This window comes from Pontibacter sp. CAU 1760, from assembly GCF_054482735.1.
Genome location: NZ_JBTLRL010000010.1, coordinates 117,684 through 135,816, shown reverse-complemented (window position 1 = coordinate 135,816; position 18,133 = coordinate 117,684). Strand labels below are relative to the sequence as shown.

The following is an 18,133-nucleotide window of genomic DNA, read 5'->3' as shown; positions in this document are numbered from 1 at the left end:
TAGACCAATACGAGAAAAAGTTGCATCTAATTAGACCGAATACTAAGAATTAGGCATGGTTGACCAAATTTAGAATATGGCGTTGCATGTGCTTTGCATACTGGTACCCGATGTCAAAGATCTCGTCAGCCTTTCTGAAATTTGAGAGCCGGTAATAACGCAGCTCCTGCGGCTCCAGGAACAAATCGCATAGCCCTACCCTTAACTTGATGTTATTGTTGATGGCGAGCAGTAAGGTACGCTCAACCATCCCTCTTAAGCTTGTGATATGCGCCTGGTGATTGATGGGATTGACATGCACCCCAATCTTTACATCGCAGTTGCCTTGCAGTTGCTCCAGTGGCAGGTTGTTCAGCAAGCCTCCGTCGTTTAGCAGCTTGCCGTTAAACTCCACCGGCTTATACAGGATAGGTACAGCTGAAGAAGCCAGCAGGGGTTTGATCAACTCTCCGGAAGAAAAATACATGTTCACTCCCTCGTTCATTTCGGTGGTGCTCACTACCACGGGAATTTGCAGGTCCTCGAAGCGTACATGGGCCCCCATGTGCTTCATGTAGAGTTTCTCCACCTCCTCTAAGTGCATCAGGCCAATTTTCCCGAAGGCAGGGCGCATGACCTTGAAGACACTGAGCTCCTTGATCATGGACAGAATCTCATCCGGTGTAAAGCCATAGGCATACAGTACGCCCGCAATAGCACCCGAGCTAACCCCGGATATCATACTGACCCGTATGCCCAGTTCATCCAGGGCCTTCAGTACACCTAAATGCGCAATTCCGCGTGCACCGCCCCCTGACAAGGCTATCCCTACCCGCATCTATACTTCCGCCAGCGTGAATGTTTCCGCCAATCGCACCCCTTTGTCGGTGTGCTTTACCGTGCAGCATTGGTTCACAGCGTCGTGCTCCAGGAACAGGATCATCTCTTCATCTGCGGCTCTGTTCAGGAAGGCGGCCTTCTCATCCATCGTCAGTAGAGGGCGCGTGTCATACCCCATTACGTAAGGCAACGGAATATGTCCGGCAGAAGGCAGCAGGTCCGCCATATAGGCTATCCGCTTCCCTTTGTAGGAGATTATGGGTACCATCATCTTATCGGTGTGGCCATCCGCGTAAAAGATGTCGAATTGGGAAAAAGGTGAAGGCTCTGCGGGGTTTATAAACTTCAGGTGGCCGCTTTCCTGCATCGGCAGGATGTTCTCCTTCAGAAAAGAGGCCTTTTCGCGGGGGTTCGGCTTTGTGGCCCACTCCCAGTGCGCCTCATTAGACCAATAGGTAGCATTCGGGAAAACGAGCTCCAGCGCGCCTCCATTGCCTTTATACTGTACCCCGCCGCCACAATGGTCGAAATGCAGGTGCGTCAGGAACATATCCGTGATGTCCTCAGGCGCGAAACCGGCAGTACGTAAGGAGCCTCTTAGGGTGGCATCGCCGTGCAGGTAATAGTGGCTGAAGAACCTGGCATCCTGCTTGTCGCCGATCCCATTGTCGATTAGGATCAGCCTGTCGCTATCCTCAATCAACAGGCAGCGCATGGCCCAGGTGCACAGGTTGTTCTCGTCAGCAGGATTGGTGCGCTGCCACAGCGTTTTCGGAACCACGCCGAACATGGCGCCACCATCCAGCTTAAAAAAACCAGTATCAATCACGTGTAGCTTCATAGGAATCAGGGATGAGGGTAAATTAAAAAAGAACCGGAAAACAGGAGTATTCTCGTTGTTTCCAGTTCTTTTATTTATAACATAAATAGGCCAGAATGTCTAGGCTTCCACCACAACACCCATCTGAGAAAACTTGTCTATTCGCTGCATGATACGGTCCTCTGTGTCTATCGTTTCAAGGTCATCCAGCAACCGGAGAATTTCATGCTTCAGCGTTTGCATCATTTTATCCGGATTCAGGTGCGCACCGCCGAGGGGCTCCTGAATGATGCCGTCGATCAGCTTATTCTCCAGCATGTCCGTAGCTGTCAGCTTCAGAGCCTCAGCCGCCTGCTCCTTGTAGTTCCAGCTTCTCCACAGAATAGAGGAGCAGGATTCCGGAGAGATAACAGAATACCAGGTGTTCTCCAGCATCATCACGCGGTCACCGATCGCGATGCCCAAGGCACCACCGGAGGCTCCTTCTCCGATGATGATACATATCACCGGCACCTTCAGCATGAACATCTCCTTCAGGTTGCGGGCAATCGCCTCCCCCTGGCCACGCTCTTCTGCCTCTAAGCCCGGGAAAGCACCGGGAGTATCGATCAATGTCACGATCGGACGGTTAAACTTTTCGGCCATCTTCATCAGGCGCAGTGCTTTGCGGTAGCCCTCCGGGTTGGCCATGCCAAAATTGCGCATCTGGCGCTGCTTGGTATTACGCCCCTTCTGCTGGCCGATGAACATGATGCTGCGCCCATTCACCTCGCCAAAGCCACCTACCATTGCTTTGTCGTCACTCACGGTGCGGTCGCCGTGCAGTTCCACAAACTTGTCGGTGATGCCGTTGATGTAGTCCAGGGTGTAAGGGCGCTCCGGGTGGCGCGAAAGCTGTACACGCTGCCAGCGGGTCAGGTTGGCGTAGGTTTCCTTTTTGAGAACGTCAATCTTCTCTTCCAGGGCCTTTACTGCCTCCGAAACATCTACCTGGCTTTCATCGGCCAGTTTTTTCATCTCTTTAAGTTTGCCCTCGAGGGCAGCAATAGGCTGTTCGAAATCCAAAAGCATAGGTTCCTTCTTGATTAGACTACAAATTTAACAGTTTCCGCTAATGATGGAGAACAAGATATATATTTAAACTGAGGCGAAAAATTAATTCTTCTGTAAATGAATACATTAGCCTTTTGGGCATAAAATATAGCGTTAAAAAGATTCTAGAGGCTTGCACATTAAAATATAACCCCCTACATTTGTATCACTCTAACGAACAGCGCTAGGGAATAACACAAAACGGTCTGGTAGTTCAGTTGGTTAGAATGCCGCCCTGTCACGGCGGAGGTCGCGAGTTCGAGTCTCGTCCAGACCGCAGGTAAAACTGCGGTAACGTAAAGTGAGCAAATGGCTCTCTTATCAAATTATTGGTCTGGTAGTTCAGTTGGTTAGAATGCCGCCCTGTCACGGCGGAGGTCGCGAGTTCGAGTCTCGTCCAGACCGCAAAGGCTTGTAGAGAAATCTGCAAGCCTTTTTTGGTTTTATACCCCTATCAGTTGATTTGCGCGCAAGTAGGGCTGTATGACTTTCTCCCATGCTGTCATTTCGAACACCGGGAGAAATCTGAATTAATGTGTGTAGTTTTAAGTCCATTCAAGGACGCCCTAAAAATGCCGCGAATGTAACGTTCGCGCAGCTTTTGACAAATCACGCCAGTTACAAACTAACAATCCCCCTACCCACCCGTTGCCACTGCGTTTAAACTGGCGGCATACACTTTCATATAACAGAAGGGGGGAATTGACACTATATCAACTCCCCCTTCTGTTATATGACAATAAAATTATCTGCTACAATCGGGCATCCACCAAGTCCCTGTCTAAGCAGGCTTTGGTGTCGAAGATGACGGCGTTGTTGTCTTTGAACCGCTTGAAATCTATGGAAAGAAATTCATTATGCGCTACAGTTACGATTACCGCATCATAGCGCACCGCCTCATTCAGTTCTTTGTGCAACTGTATCCCATACTCCTGCTGCACCTCCTCCAGGTCAGCCCAGGGGTCAAAGACATCCACTTGTAAGCCAAACTGGATAAGCTCATGATAAATGTCCACTACCCGCGTATTGCGCACATCCGGGCAGTTCTCCTTAAAGGTAAAGCCCATAATCAGTGCCCGGGCCCCTTTTACCTTCAGGTCTTTGTTGATCATGAGCTTCACCACTTTGTTTGCCACAAACTGGCCCATGTTGTCATTCACCCGTCTACCCGACAGAATAACCTGCGGGTGATACCCTAATGCTTCTGCCTTGTGCGCCAGATAATAAGGGTCCACGCCAATACAATGCCCTCCAACCAAGCCGGGTTTATATTTCAGGAAATTCCACTTTGTACTGGCCGCTTCGATCACATCATTGGTGTCAATCCCAATGCGGTCACAGATCAAGGCTAGTTCATTGATGAACGAGATGTTCACATCGCGCTGCGCGTTCTCAATTGCTTTGGATGTTTCTGCCACTTTGATACTAGAGGCCAAGTGTGTGCCGGCTTCTATGATAGAAGCATACAGGGCATTGACTCTGGTGGCTATTTCAGGCGTAGACCCGCTGGTCACTTTTTTGATTTTCGTCAGGGTGTTGATTTTATCCCCCGGGTTAATGCGCTCCGGCGAATAGCCCACAAAGAAGTCTTGGTTGAACGTTAGTCCGGAGACGCGCTCTAAAACAGGCACACAATCTTCCTCCGTGCAACCTGGGTATACAGTCGACTCATAGATCACTAAATCCCCAACCTTCAAAATACTGCCCAGCATCTCAGAGGCTTTCAGCAGAGGGCGCAGATCCGGTGCTTTGAACTGATCAATAGGTGTAGGCACTGTAACGATAAAGGTATTACAAGCTTGCAGGGAAGTAACATCCGCTGAAAAGCGTAAACCTGTACCAGCACTGCTGCTTTCAGATGCGCTACTCACCTCCTTTAACATATCCAGGTTAGCCTCATGGGTTCTGTCAAACCCTTCCGCAAGTTCTGCTACTCTTCGCTGATTGATATCAAAACCGAGCACCTCATATTTCTTCCCAAATTCTATTGCCAAAGGAAGGCCTACATAGCCTAGTCCTATCACAGCTATTTTTGCATTTTCAACTGCAATACTATCTACTTTGTAATTAGACATAGTAATATATGGTGTACTTCACAAATATAAGCATATCCCTAAGATATGAATTGGGTTAGCTTTCGGAGCGGTTTCAAAAATCGGGTATAAAACCTGGGCCGCAATTGATTCACTTTCCAGGCCAGGTAGTCTTCCTTATTCGCACGCCATCTATTGCTCAGCGATATGTTACTTTTACCGCCCACCCGCATTTTAACCAGAACTTCAGGTATGTAGGCCGTGCTTATACCTGCTTTGTACAAAAAGCGAAGCATCAGCTCATAGTCAGCAGCGCTTTTAAACAAGGTGTTGTACATACCTTCCCGCTGATAAACCTCCCGCTTTACGTAAAAAGTCGGATGCGGAGGCATCCAGCCATATAAAAAGTTTTCGCGCTTAAAACTGCCGGATACCCAGCTCCGTACAGTTTTGGATGTGTCCTGTTTTTGCACATAAAGCAAATCTCCATAGATAGTTTCCGTCTGGTGTTCACCAAACGCCCTGGCGATTGCAGCGATCGTATCCTGTGAATTTAAGATATCATCGGAATGCAGCAGGCCAATAACCTCACCTGTAGCCATGCCTATGCCTTTATTGACAGCATCATATAGTCCCTGGTCCGGCTCTGAGACGAATTTTGTAATACTGGAACCAAAGCTTTCGATAATCTCTACTGTCCCGTCTGTCGATTGGCCATCAACCACAATATACTCTATAGCAGGGTACCGTTGGTTAAGCACAGAGTTGATCGCATCGGCAATGGTTTCTTTGTTATTAAAGACAATGGTGATGATAGATATTTTCAAAATGCAGCAGAATGGCAGGTATAAATTATGAAATTTCTCGAGGCCTTTTAGGTATTGCGGGACTCCCTTGGTAGATGGTATAGGGGTCCATATTTTTTGTAGCCACCGAACCTACCGCTAACACGCTGTGCGAACCGCAAATAACCCCTGGGCAAACAGTGGCCTTTGCCCCGATCCAGACGCCTTCCTCCAGTATAATTTCACTCACCTGCAGGTCAAAGGTAACTCGCTTGAAGTTGTGGCTACCAGTTAGCAACATCGCCCCTTGAGACAGCACCACATTGTCTGCTATGGTGATAGCTGTTAGGTTATCAATCCAGACATTCTCTCCCACCCAGACATGATTTCCAATGGAGAGTAGCCAGGGATACTTGATATTCACACCAGGCTTGATCACTACGCCCGCTCCTACCCTGGCACCAAATAGTTTTAACAGTAATACCTTTATGGCACTGACAGGATTTAGGGGATTCACAAAAAACACCACATTCACAAAAAACCAGAGAGTTCGCTTAATACCCCCCGCTCCTGTATTGAACCAGCTATTGTCATAAGCAGCCAGATTAACTTGTTTCCGTTCTTCAGCTAGCATTCAAAGAGCGCTTTGTTTGCAGATATATTTTCTTTGTTTGCGATAAATTCAACGGCAAACTGTGTGGCATGCTGAGACAAAATCTGATAATCACTTTGCTCAACATTTATCATCTGCTGAATAGCATTTGCAAATACATCAGGATCACGCAGAGGTAAGTCATAGCCAACCTTCCTATCCTGTAGATCTTTCCAGGGCGTCTGATTGCTGATGATGACAGGTAGCCCAACAGTAAAGCTTTCTAAAATAATGTGACCAAAATTTTCGCCTTTCGTTGGTAGAAAGAGCATGTGGTAGTTCAACAAAGTTTGGGGTACAAGCTCACTAGGCAAACTCCCTTTATAGGTCACCTTAATATTATCAGGCATTTGTTCGATCACTGACAAGCAATCCTGCCAATATGCTGCATCGTTTATAGGACCATATAGGTCAAATACAATATTTCCAGAAAGTGCAGTGTCTCTTAGGACTCCTAATGCATAAAGGGTATTTTTTTCCGGTGAAACGCGGGCAACACTCACCAATCTTATCTCTCCCTTTTGCTTGTGTACAGGTAAAGCAAAGGGATGTTTGCCTATTTTTGGAAGATTAGCCGCAATCAAAACCTGTGTCTGCTTGCCTAATATTTTTTGTATATGCCGTAGCTCTGTCTCATTTGTTGCATGGAATTTAACAGCATTATAGAGAGCAAACTTTTTAGCTAAATAAAAAAAGACCTTTTTCTTATTGGGCTTTACATTAACAGCACCTGGCGCAAACATACCTCGAGCGGCAATAACCACAGGTACTTGTAGCTTTTTAGCAATAAACAAAGGCATCAACGAAAAGTACTTTGAGAAAATTCCGTTAATATATAAGAAGTCCGCTGGCACTTGTGTGATCACTCTTTTCAGTGAAGTATAGCTTAGGTTAGCTGCGGAGAAGTAATACACATGCACACTGTCATCACGTTGATGCCATACATCGCTTGGTACATCACTATAAGGTTTAACAGTATTATAGTCCGTATCACGGGTGACAATCCAAAAGTCATAGGCTCCCTGCAAATGGGCGACAAAATTAGCAATAGATTGTATAGGCCCCCCTGCTTTGTAACCTGGCAAATACCAATCGATGGATATCAAAATTTTAGATTTTTGCTTCATTGATATTCCTTAACAACTCTTTTGTATAGCGCTTCATATTGTGCGGCAACAACTTCAGGCTTAAAGCGCTGCACATTGTTATACCCTTTGCTAACTAAATTATTTCTGAATGTATCATCTTCAACTAAATTCAGAATCGCATGCCTTATTTGATCTGGATTATAAGGGTTCACTAATAAAGCCCCATCACCGGCTACTTCAGGCATGGCAGTTATATTGCTTGTAATAACTGGACGGCCTAAAGCATTTGCCTCTAGAATAGGCATACCAAAACCTTCGTATAGTGAGACAAAAGTAACAATATCTGCACGGTAGTAAAGATCTATAACAGCATCATAATTTAATGAAAAAAAATTTTCATAAATAATGCCATAAGTTTGAAGCAATTCCACTTGTTCATTTGAAAGCTTTCCGATTATCAAAAGCCGACAAGGTAAGTCTTTAATTGCTTTGATTACATTTTGTAAATTTTTATTGCTCTTAGTGCCCACCTGAAGCAGTACAGGTTCAACTTTATCTATTTGATATTTTGGCTTGAAATCTTTAACGGTGAATTGTACACAATTTGGAATGACAATTATTTTATGTGCAGGAACACTAGTTGCAGCAATTACTTCTCTTTTACTGTATTCTGAAATAACTGTCACATACTTAACCCTCTTTACAGGTATTTTAAGCCACAAAAGTTGAAGTAGAAAATTTTTTAGCTTGTTAGTACTACTTAATGAGTTTATGTCATGAATAGTGAGAATGGTCTTATCCTGAGCCAACACTAGTGCAATATAGTATATGTCACCAGTAATATGGTTCACATGCCCCTGCCTTAAATAAGCATATAAACAATTTGTTAGTATCGCAGCAGGATTACTTGCAGACTTATTTGGAAGAAAAACTTTGTGGGTTTTATACCCTTGAATGTGATTAAGGACAGTATTGAACAGCATCTCTATGCTGAAGAATGAAGCGGTTTTTTTTCGAAAGAAAAAAGTTATTGACATATGTGGGCAGGTAGGTAGGCGGGTTTTGATACAGAAACTATATATCCGTTTTAAGTACTTTCCTGAACCCATAAAAGACAATAAACATAATAATAGTGGCTTTAAAAAGATAATTTAAAGTTGTAGCAAGATCAGTCTCTGCCTTAATAACCTGCAAGTAAAGAAAAGGTATCCAAAAAATATAAGTTGGATGAAGGACACTCTTAACTAGTAGCACCCTTAGAATAAGGCTGAAAACTATCCCAATCAGAAACATAAAAATAATGCCCCCATTCCTCCCATAGTTACCATAGCCCTCACCCAAAAGGCTAATATTCATGCTCGTGCCTTCCTGCAAAATTATACCGGTAAAACGTTCCATTTTTTCACGTCCTCCGGCTGTAACTTGCTTGTCTGGTGCTAAAAACCGTGGCAGCAAAGTGTCGCTGAATGCATCCCTCACCGTTTGTCCGTCCGCAAAGGGTCTAACAAAAGGAACATAATTCATGACACGTGTAATAATCCATCCTTGGTTAAGCCTTGTTACTGTAAGTTCATTTGTTTTTGGGTCAAATAATATATCAGGCGACCATAAACTTTCTTTTACCATTCCAAAGAAAATTTCACCTTTCTCATATGCGCCCAAGGATGTCGCTGCCCATGCAATACTTCTGTACTGGTATTTTACAGATTGAAGTACAAACATCATGAAAAAGCCAATCAATAGCATCAGAACTTTCTTAGTAAGACTTATATTGTTCTTAATACCATAAATAAATAAAAAGAAAAAGCCCCACAGGAGTAGGTCATGAAACATGGCCTTTGCTACAGCATCAAGTAGTAGGGTGGCAAAAACAAGGTAAAGCACTGTGTTATTTCTCGACTTATCCAGGTATAGATAAAAGCAGCCAATAAACTTTAACTGTGATAGTAAGTAGAGAAAAAAAGAAAGAGAGGGAGGAACAAAAGTTGATACAAACGAAGAGATGAAGCCAATTGCTATTAGATAATAAGCCCCCTGTGACTTGCTTTCTACCACATTGCTAATATCGCTAAGTATAATTTTAGGCAAATGGCTTAAACTGGCAATGGGTAGAGAGAGCCCAAAGTAAAACAGAACAACACCTGGAATAGCAAAGCTTAGATACTCTTCTTCCGGAACCTGCATTTTATAAAAAGGGTGATTAATCCCTGTATAATAACTCAGTATAGGCCCAATAACCCATTGCAGCGTTCCAATGAACACAATAACTATATGAATAGGTATCCCCTCTCCAATGCCAAGAAGTAAGCTGTTCAGAATAAAGACAAAAAATAATACTCCAACTATCGAAAGAAAAGATAGCTGCGAAAACGCCATGAGAAGAAATCCTACAACCAACAGTGAGGAAAATTGATAAAGTAACTTGTCCGGTGCCTTTTCTGCCATTTCTATAAATTACCTTTATTTATTTTTATAGCTTAATCAGTTGTACTCAAAACTGTTTTGATTGCGCCACAAATGTGATTGAAACTCCAGTGTGCAATAATAGCCTTGGAGGCCTTGCCCATTTCAGACAACTCATGTGCCGATTTAGAAGCGCAGACTTCTAATTTATCGCTTATGCTCGTTAAACTGCCAGCTTCAATGATAAAACCATTTTGATTTTCCTGCACCAAATCAACAGCGCATCCTACTTTATCACTGGCGATAATAGCAAGACCTGAAGCCATCGCTTCATTGATACATAAACCCCACGTTTCGCCGGGGCCACTGGAGGGCAACACAAAGACATTACCTGCCCGGTAAACAGCCGGCATGCGTGTCTGGTTTTGAAACGGCATGAAATGTATGTTATCATATCCCGCAGCCTCCTGTCGCAATGCACGCTCTAATATTCCATTTCCGACAAGCAATAGGCTTACGTCCTGCTTATTCAGCTTTTTAAATGCATTTAAAAGAAGAAGCGGATTTTTCTTATTTTCAAATTTACCTGCAAACAGAAATACAATATGATTTTCTGATATCCCCAGATTTTCACGAATCCGTTTGCTCTCATCTTTGTGCAATGTATCATCACCAAACCTATCATTGTCGATGGCATGTGGTGCGAAAATGAGGTTATGATCCTTTATACCATGCTTCAAGAAGTACTTCTTATTATTGGTGCCGACGTAAAAGGCTTTATCAATATGTCTATAAGTCCAGCTAAGTATGATCCTCCTAAGCAGTAGTTTGATGCCCTCCTTTTCATCAAGCAAAGTAGAGTCACCTCTGAAATAAACGTTAACTTTATTTTTAAAGTGTCTTAACGCTTTCAAATGGCTGTCAAAACTCCACCCATATACAAGAAGATCAGTGGGACTAAACTTTTCAACTTCAGATATAATAGCTGGATTAATGACACCTTTAAAATAGGAAGTTCCCGGATTTTTGGAAGCATTCTGCAAGAACTTATACTCATACCCCTCCAGCAAGGGTATATCCCAGGAAATTTTTTTACCAAAACCTTTATCTACTCTATCTCCATATGCTTCACCTAAGGTATAAAATACTTTTACCTCAAGTTCCGGAGTAGAAGCCAGCATCTTGTATACAGGAGCGTTATACTGTATGGGGTGAGTTGTAATAATAGCCAGCCGCTTCATACAAGTTCCTCAAGCTTTTGAACCAGCGCTTTAGCCGAGGCACTTGCGGAGTGCTTATCCAGTTTACTAAAATCAGGGTGCCACTGAAAATTTCCGCTAACTAATACGTCAAGCTTGTTCAAAATTGCAGATTTGAGTTTTTGCACTTCTGCTTGCTCGTGATATTCCACTATAAAATCAGCAGCCTTACATTCTTTCATAATCGCTACAGCGCTGCTCTCCCGGTGAGAAATTCCAAACACTGGCTTTTTGCTTAATAGTGCCTGAAAGGTTTTGGAGGCGGTATAGTGTTTTTCAGTACTACCGATAATCATCACGGCATAGGCTGATGCTAAAAAATTAAGCACGTGCAGAAAAGGAAAACGCTCCCTAACTTCATGCACGATGTGTTCTATCCCATATTGTTTTGCGTAGTCAGCAATCGTGGTGCCTGCATACAGCCCAGTACCTAAAAAGAAAAAATGCTTTCGCATATCCCAAGCTCCCTGCGCAACCTTATCTTGAATCACTTGAAATAAAAGTTTAACGAAAAAATGCGAGTTAGGAAGAAAGGCTCCTGCGTATACCAAAGGATCGCAATCAATTTCGGACCACGGATAATTTAAATCAGCTAAAATGATGTCATGGTCATTCGAGTCAAAGCCATATGGCATGCCTACATGCGCAACAGGGGAATCTTTGAAGTTTCGATCAAGTACAGGAGTGTAATAAGCGTTAGAAACACCTGAAATTAAAGCAGCTTTTTTGACTGCAATAGGTTCTAACTTTCTAGCGACAAAAAGACTTAGCTTTGACCGCCAGTCCTGGCGATTACTGATATCCCGCACCCAAGGATCAATATAATCAATACCATAGGGAACTCCTGTTATAGTATGTAATATTCTGCCCAACAATGAAGTGTAGAAGGAAGGAATCGGAATCCATATAAAATCAATTTTTCTCTTCTTTAATATCTTTAAAGCTTCACGATAGAGAAAAGGGAAAGCCCTGAGCCCAAGGTCACCGATAATTCTGGGTTGAGAGACTTTATACGCTTTGGTATACACTACCTCTATATCCTTCGATACTGTTCTAGCAATATCCGGATCAGCTACCTCCTCATAATATTCAGAAGAAACAGTAAGCAGTATCGGGTGCCATCCTAGCTCTTTAAGGTAATTAGCAATCAGCCTGGGCCGATGGACACCTGCTAAGTTGGAAGGAACCCAGTGAGGGTAAATAATTAAGAGCGTCTTCATTTGGCAAGAACTTCTTTGACAGTATTTAAAAATTTTTTACTTTCAGTCTCCCAGTTCAATTTTTCAAGAGCCAATTTTCTTGCATTTTTTTGGTGTAAAGCTAAGAGATTGGGATTTTCAATATATTGCCTTAAAATATTAGCCAAGCTATTCGAGTCTTCGCTCTTATATGTAAAACCTAAAGAAGGAAAATCCTTCAAAAACCTCTTCTGCGCCAGTGTATTAGAAAGTACAAGGGCATTACCAGCCAAAAGATATGTGAAAATTTTGTTAGTAAGACAGTACTCCCTGTTCAGGCAATGTGGCACTTCTGAACCTATGCCCACATCACATTTAGATGCAATTTCAAAAATATCTTGTTCAGCAACAGCAGGGTAAAAAATGATTTGATCTTTGTGTAAAGAGGCTCTCGAGGCAATGCTAAGTAGATAGTTTTTCATTTCAGCAGTAATATTACCAAGCATAGTAAAGCTTACAGAATTACCAGCTAGTTTACCCATGGCTAGTATAACATTTTCTATTCCTCTGTTTTTCCCAATCGTTTGCGAAAACCAAAATAATTTAAGAGTTAGAGTTTGCTTTTCAGGTGGATTTTTAATTAAATATACTGAAAAAGCATTATTTAATATTAAAGGTTTTAATTGAGGAAATAGTTTTTGATAAATTTCACCGATCAAGGGGCTTGCAACGGAAAAATAATCTAGCTTTGGGAAATACTTATTTTCCAAATATTTAGTATGCAAATTTCCCAAACTTTCCTCAGCAAATTCACCCCGATGAAAGTCTTCTGCATCAAATCCTACTTTTGCCTTAAATTTTTGTGCCACTTTAACGGCAACAGACAGCGCTCCAAGATTGTGAGCAATGTACAGATCAGCCCTGTGTCGTTTTGCCTCCTGAAATAATTCCTGTGCAAAAAGCACAGTGCTATAGTCAGCTATATGACAAATATCTCCAATCCAAGTGTAAATTTTAGATAAAAACTTTCTCCTGGCTCTGGCCCATAAGTAAAGTCTTTTTTCAGTATAGGGGTGGTAGCCTGTTCTGACAAAGATTATAGAAGTTAATCTGCGAATTAGTTCAGCATCAAATTTATCTGCCCATGGTGAGATTGGCACATAAATTACTGTCACTTTATAGCCAGCTTCGGATAAAGCAATAGCTTCTTTAACTAACCGGGGATTGGCGGAAGGCTGGCCTGAAGATATAAGAACAATAGAATCTTTTAAACCCAACGTCTGCTTGATACTAAATTAGAATCTTTTCTTACAAATAGAAGGTCAGTTTGGTATAACGCATTATCTAAAGGGCGACGCATAAGTGAGCAAATATCATATACTTGAAACCCCCAGTTAGACATTTGTGCAATAACATCTTCTATCAGAGGAGCACCTTTATAAATCTCTAGAAGAGACACTTCCATAATAACTGCCTCAGCCGCTTTAAGTGCTTTATTTCCACCTTTTAGTATTTCTAACTCATACCCTTGAGTATCTAATTTTATTAAATCAGGTGAAGGCCACCTTCTATTCTCTACTACTTCATCTAAAGCTTGAAGATATAATGTTTTTTGTTTGGCTCCTGTATCATAAAATTCTTTACATACAGAGCTTGCTGTTTCATATTCATAAAACACAACTTCTTTTCCAGTTATAGCACCAAGTAAGCCTAAATGAAAGTCTACTTTTGCAGGGAGTGTTTTTGAAATATGATCTAATATTTCCTTCTTAGACTCTTGTGCTTCAAACATATAAAAGCTGGAAGAGGGAAAAACCTGTACTATTTCTTTAGTCCAGATTCCTTCAAATGCTCCTATATCGAAAATAACCTTAGGTGTAAAGCCATTCTTGTGCGCTAACTGAAGACTGGAAGAAACAGAGGGTACACCCAACCTGTTTTTAATTTTCCTTTTTAAATTTTCAATCATAAATTGTATTAGATACTTAGATATTTTGCAGCAACTATAGGTACATCAAATTGGCTTTGTGCATGCTCACGACATAATCTACGATCTATTTTGCCTATTTCATCTAAAGCTTTAATAATAGCTGAAAAATTTTCTACTATATAACCGGAAACACCATGATTAATAACCTCTGGAACAGATCCTTTTCTGAAGCCAATAACAGGTGTGCCACAAGCCATAGCTTCTGCCATTACCATCCCAAATGGCTCATCCCATTCAATGGGAAATAAAAGTGCTTTCGATTTACCTAAATAATAATTCTTTTGCTCATCGTTTACCTGACCGATATAAATAATTTGTTCATTGTCGATAAAAGGCTCAATTTCGCTTTTGTAATACTCCTGCTCTTCAGGAAGCGATGAAACATTACCAGCTATAATTAATTTATTGCCTGTTGCTTTGGCAACTTTGATAGCAGTATGACAGCCTTTCACTCTCTCTAATCTACCCAAAAAAATGAGAGGAGCATCTTCTGTAACTGAATTATTTAATAAATAATTTTCGAATGGAATGGCGTTATAAACAGTTTGCCATTGACCCGATACATTTCCTCTAGAAACCAGATCATTGCTGCAGCCTGTAAATACAATGTTCCTATTAGGTAATTTGTTGATCCAGCGAATGTTCTTTCTACTTATTTCCCGGCCATAGGTCATTATTTTCCTTACAGGGTGATTCAGAATAGGCAACAAATATACCAGCCTTCCAAAATTGTGTATTAAATCAAAATTATGTCTATGCTGCCAAAGGAATTTCCATGCCACAGGAATAGCTTTCCTTGCATCCCATTTATTAGGGGGAAACCCTAGCTTGCCAAATCCATGTACCATACACCCCTCTACTTCTGAGCCTTCTGTTACCAGTAAATGCACCTCATGCCCTTTCCGCCGGTATTCATTAGCAAACATATATACCAGCCTTTCGTGCCCACCATAACCATTAGGCGGTACAAGGATACCAGGGTCCATAACAAGTAAAATTTTCATTTTAGTATTTGAAACTATAATAAATTAGTTGAGCACGTTTACTTAATTTCCACCCAAATATCTTCATAAGTAAATTGAAATAAAATCCAGATGGAGTTGGTTTCCAGTATTTTTTAGGAACCAAAGTATGTCTCCTCTCTAATAATTTTGTTAAGGTCTTATGTTCCGGATATGTCCACTCCAGCACCATTTGATACATTTTTCCTATGAGAGTTAGTACTCTCTCAGATGATTCATAATCCAATAAATATTTTGCAGAAAGATCAGTAGATATTATTGCGGAGAACATTGCCCGTCTTGTTGCGATTTTTGATACAGAAAACTTATCAGATAAAACTCTATAAAAAAGCATGCCCCTTTCGGAGAAAATTAATGTTCTCGATGATAGAAACAATCTTATATAGAATTCTGTGTCGTTAATTAATGTTAAGTTTTCATTCCAAAGACCACTATTAGCAAAAATTTTACGAGGAAGCAGAAACTGTCCAGATTGAAGCATTTGCGGTCTACCTTCAAAAGTTAAATATTCAATGGGAGTACAAGTTTTATGTATAGTATTTTTAATATTTTTAGATGATGGTACATTATATTGAAATTTTTGCCACTCAACATAGCTGATGCTATCTACTTTATTTTTTAATGAGTTAACTTGTCCCTCAATTGTATCTTCTTTTAAAAGATCATCTGCATCGAGAAATTTAATGTATGTTCCGCTTGACAAATGGAATCCAAAATTTTGTGCAGCTCCAGGTCCTTTATTAGTTTGACAATAAAATTTAACCCTGCTATCTCTTATCTTTTGCACAATATTACGACTGTTATCTGTAGATCCATCATCAACTACAATGATTTCAAGGTTAGAATAGGTTTGATTTAAAACAGCGTTTATAGTATCGCCAATGAAATCTTCTTTGTTATATAACGATATTATTACGGAAACTAAAGGAAACATCATTTACTTAAAAATACTGATTTAGAAAGCTGGAAGCCTTTTTTCTTATCAGCTATAAATACCTTGAAATTATTTATTAATAAAATTTTCGTTTGATTAAAAGAAAACCGTATCCTACTAAAATAACTTATTGGAGAGTGTTTGTTCGTTATATAATTCATTGCCAAATGATACCTAAGAATGATATAATCATTACTGCTACTTCCTAACTTAAATTCTTGTCCTTCATGCTCTCTCCATGAAATCAAGTCTGATGGCAAAATAAGTAGGCAATTTTCCTGACTTAATCTTAACCATAATTCAGTGTCACCAATATATCTTTTCTCCAAAAAGCCTCCTGCATTGTCAAATACACATTTCCTGATAACAGAGCCTGATGGTCCACAGTTTATTATGCCTTTACCAGTAAAATGTTCAAAAAATATTTCTGGTGGGGTTTTAACTATAGGACGATCTAACCCATATACTGAATCCAAAGAAAGAGCAAATGCAGCCTCAGGAAACTGCTCCATCATATTTACAAAAATCTCAAGCCCCTTCTGAGAAATTGTGTCATCGGAATCTAAATATTTTATATATTTTCCTGTAGCATAACTTGCTGCTTTGTTTCTATTAGGATAATCACCTAAATTTATTTCATTCTTATATACTTTTATTCTTGAATCTTTAGCTGCAATTGAGGAAGCAATCTTATACGTTTTATCTGTCGAACAATCATCAACTATTATCAATTCAAAATCTCTGAAGGTAGAGGCTAAAACACTGTCAATAGCTTCTTTGATATACTTTTCCCTGTTGAAAGAAGTCATCAAAACACTGATTATAGGTTTTATAGTTTGCATTACGTGTCAATTATCTATTACGCTGTGGCAACACGGATCTTAAACTACGCGTTATGATATTAGGCAACCAAAGTTGGTCTAATAAAGACCCATAAACTTTATAGGCTAACTTATTCTTCTTCCTTTTTTCAAAGGCATCCACCAGGACATCTTCAATATTTGTGACATTGCTAAATGGATCAAAAAGCACATTAGAAAGTTTTTGCCCCTCCACAGATATACTTTTCAATAAAGTGCGATCATTATGCAAAACAGCTATTTGTGAAGCATACGCATCAGCATCTCCCACCTCAAAATAATATCCTGTTTTGCCTGGCAAAATTAATTCATTAGTTGCACCTGCCCAATTAGTAATTAACGGCACAAGGCCTGCCTTCATAGCTTCCACTAAAGTAACAGGAAAGCCCTCTCTGATAGAAGGTAAAATAAAAATATCATTAGTAGGAAGCAATTCTGATACTTCGTCATTACTTAAACGATGGTAGTAAGTAACAAAGTTTTTGTCAACCCATATTTGCTCCCTCTCCATTGTACTAAGGCCATCACCAACAATTTTCCATTCAACAATTATTCCTTTATCTCTTAATTTTTTATCTATAAGAGGTAAAATTTCAAACTGTTTGTTGATGTCGTCTAGCCTCCTGACGCAATAGAAAACCTTGAGAAGTGTATGTTGTTTTTCGACAGTACTTATTATCTGACGCACAGGAAATCTACAATGATATATAAAAGGCTTTTGATTTGGCAAATAAGAACATAGCTTTGAGTGAATATTTTTGCTCACTGTAATGAACCGATCAATGGATTCTTTATGTCTTTGCGCTAGCTGATAGTAATAGTCATAATCTCCATGCAAGAATTGCACAGCAGGGTTCTGAAGCCCTAAATTTGTTATCATTCCTAATTCAAACCAATCGTGTGCAACAACTACTGCGTTATAATCAGGAAGTAGTTTTACAAGTCTTTTGCAATTATGATAGTAGTTCGATTTAGGGTTGTAGTAGAAAACTTTTTCACTCCATGCTCCTTCTATGCCCAAACTATTGTAATTTGAAAAGTCAGTTTCGTTGAGAATATGTAAAACATGGTGTTTAACAAGCGGATTATTTGAATGCTTGATAATATTTTGGATGACCGAGAGAACTCCACCACCTTTACCATTATAGAAGTGGTAAACTTCAATTATTTTATATCCCAATTTTTTATAAAAAATATT

17 protein-coding genes and 2 tRNA genes are annotated in these 18,133 nt (G+C 40.6%); 2 read left to right on the top strand and 17 right to left on the bottom strand.

Translation table 11 applies throughout. The features are described from left to right. Window positions 1-49 precede the first annotated feature (49 nt). From ACXYMU_RS15080 to ACXYMU_RS15070, 3 genes are all read right to left on the bottom strand, one after another. A complete protein-coding gene (locus ACXYMU_RS15080; protein ID WP_458987241.1) occupies window positions 50-817 on the bottom strand; it encodes a patatin-like phospholipase family protein in 768 nt (255 codons plus the stop codon). Then, window positions 818-1,660, bottom strand: coding sequence for an MBL fold metallo-hydrolase (locus tag ACXYMU_RS15075; RefSeq protein WP_458987240.1), 843 nt, complete (start codon window positions 1,658-1,660; stop codon window positions 818-820). Between the two features lie 99 nt (window positions 1,661-1,759). After that, the gene (locus ACXYMU_RS15070) at window positions 1,760-2,710 is read right to left on the bottom strand and encodes an acetyl-CoA carboxylase carboxyltransferase subunit alpha (protein WP_458987239.1); all 951 of its coding nucleotides are present in this window, start codon (window positions 2,708-2,710) and stop codon (window positions 1,760-1,762) included. Between the two features lie 224 nt (window positions 2,711-2,934). Between ACXYMU_RS15070 and ACXYMU_RS15065 the strand changes: the two genes are divergently transcribed. Continuing rightward, a tRNA-Asp gene (locus ACXYMU_RS15065) sits at window positions 2,935-3,008 on the top strand. 54 nt (window positions 3,009-3,062) lie between these two features. Continuing rightward, a tRNA-Asp gene (locus ACXYMU_RS15060) sits at window positions 3,063-3,136 on the top strand. Window positions 3,137-3,483: 347 nt separating this feature from the next. Here ACXYMU_RS15060 and ACXYMU_RS15055 read toward each other — a convergent pair. The 14 genes from ACXYMU_RS15055 to ACXYMU_RS14990 are packed head-to-tail and all read right to left on the bottom strand — an operon-like array spanning window position 3,484 to window position 18,115. Further along, window positions 3,484-4,806, bottom strand: coding sequence for a nucleotide sugar dehydrogenase (locus ACXYMU_RS15055; protein WP_458987238.1), 1,323 nt, complete (start codon window positions 4,804-4,806; stop codon window positions 3,484-3,486). A 38-nt stretch (window positions 4,807-4,844) separates the two neighbouring features. Then, window positions 4,845-5,591 (bottom strand): glycosyltransferase family 2 protein, encoded by a 747-nt coding sequence (locus ACXYMU_RS15050; protein WP_458987237.1) that lies wholly within the window; start codon window positions 5,589-5,591, stop codon window positions 4,845-4,847. Between the two features lie 25 nt (window positions 5,592-5,616). Continuing rightward, window positions 5,617-6,183: a WcaF family extracellular polysaccharide biosynthesis acetyltransferase gene (locus tag ACXYMU_RS15045; RefSeq protein ID WP_458987236.1), complete on the bottom strand. Its 567-nt coding sequence runs from the start codon at window positions 6,181-6,183 to the stop codon at window positions 5,617-5,619. Continuing rightward, a complete protein-coding gene (locus ACXYMU_RS15040) occupies window positions 6,177-7,328 on the bottom strand; it encodes a glycosyltransferase (protein WP_458987235.1) in 1,152 nt (383 codons plus the stop codon). Before ACXYMU_RS15040 ends, ACXYMU_RS15045 begins: the two co-directional genes overlap by 7 nt. After that, window positions 7,325-8,326, bottom strand: coding sequence for a glycosyltransferase family 4 protein (locus ACXYMU_RS15035; protein ID WP_458987234.1), 1,002 nt, complete (start codon window positions 8,324-8,326; stop codon window positions 7,325-7,327). The genes ACXYMU_RS15040 and ACXYMU_RS15035 overlap by 4 nt, the downstream gene beginning before the upstream one ends. A gap of 37 nt (window positions 8,327-8,363) precedes the next feature. Further along, entirely contained in the window at window positions 8,364-9,734 is a 1,371-nt protein-coding gene (locus ACXYMU_RS15030; RefSeq protein ID WP_458987233.1) for a hypothetical protein, read from the bottom strand. A gap of 32 nt (window positions 9,735-9,766) precedes the next feature. After that, the gene (locus tag ACXYMU_RS15025) at window positions 9,767-10,933 is read right to left on the bottom strand and encodes a glycosyltransferase family 4 protein (protein ID WP_458987232.1); all 1,167 of its coding nucleotides are present in this window, start codon (window positions 10,931-10,933) and stop codon (window positions 9,767-9,769) included. Beyond that, a complete protein-coding gene (locus ACXYMU_RS15020; RefSeq protein WP_458987231.1) occupies window positions 10,930-12,171 on the bottom strand; it encodes a glycosyltransferase family protein in 1,242 nt (413 codons plus the stop codon). The genes ACXYMU_RS15025 and ACXYMU_RS15020 overlap by 4 nt, the downstream gene beginning before the upstream one ends. Beyond that, window positions 12,168-13,406 carry a glycosyltransferase family protein gene (locus tag ACXYMU_RS15015; protein WP_458987230.1) on the bottom strand — a complete coding sequence of 413 codons (1,239 nt, stop codon included), beginning with the start codon at window positions 13,404-13,406 and terminating at the stop codon, window positions 12,168-12,170. Before ACXYMU_RS15015 ends, ACXYMU_RS15020 begins: the two co-directional genes overlap by 4 nt. Next, window positions 13,397-14,098, bottom strand: a complete 702-nt coding sequence (locus ACXYMU_RS15010; protein ID WP_458987229.1) for an FkbM family methyltransferase — start codon at window positions 14,096-14,098, stop codon at window positions 13,397-13,399. The genes ACXYMU_RS15015 and ACXYMU_RS15010 overlap by 10 nt, the downstream gene beginning before the upstream one ends. A gap of 8 nt (window positions 14,099-14,106) precedes the next feature. Next, the gene (locus ACXYMU_RS15005; protein ID WP_458987228.1) at window positions 14,107-15,123 is read right to left on the bottom strand and encodes a glycosyltransferase; all 1,017 of its coding nucleotides are present in this window, start codon (window positions 15,121-15,123) and stop codon (window positions 14,107-14,109) included. Between the two features lies 1 nt (window position 15,124). After that, on the bottom strand, window positions 15,125-16,078 hold the full coding sequence (locus tag ACXYMU_RS15000; RefSeq protein WP_458987227.1) for a glycosyltransferase family 2 protein: 954 nt from the start codon (window positions 16,076-16,078) through the stop codon (window positions 15,125-15,127). Continuing rightward, complete coding sequence (locus ACXYMU_RS14995) at window positions 16,075-16,917, bottom strand: glycosyltransferase family 2 protein (RefSeq protein ID WP_458987226.1); 843 nt, start codon at window positions 16,915-16,917, stop codon at window positions 16,075-16,077. Before ACXYMU_RS14995 ends, ACXYMU_RS15000 begins: the two co-directional genes overlap by 4 nt. Window positions 16,918-16,927: 10 nt before the next feature. Beyond that, window positions 16,928-18,115, bottom strand: a complete 1,188-nt coding sequence (locus ACXYMU_RS14990) for a glycosyltransferase family 4 protein (protein ID WP_458987225.1) — start codon at window positions 18,113-18,115, stop codon at window positions 16,928-16,930. Window positions 18,116-18,133 lie beyond the last annotated feature (18 nt).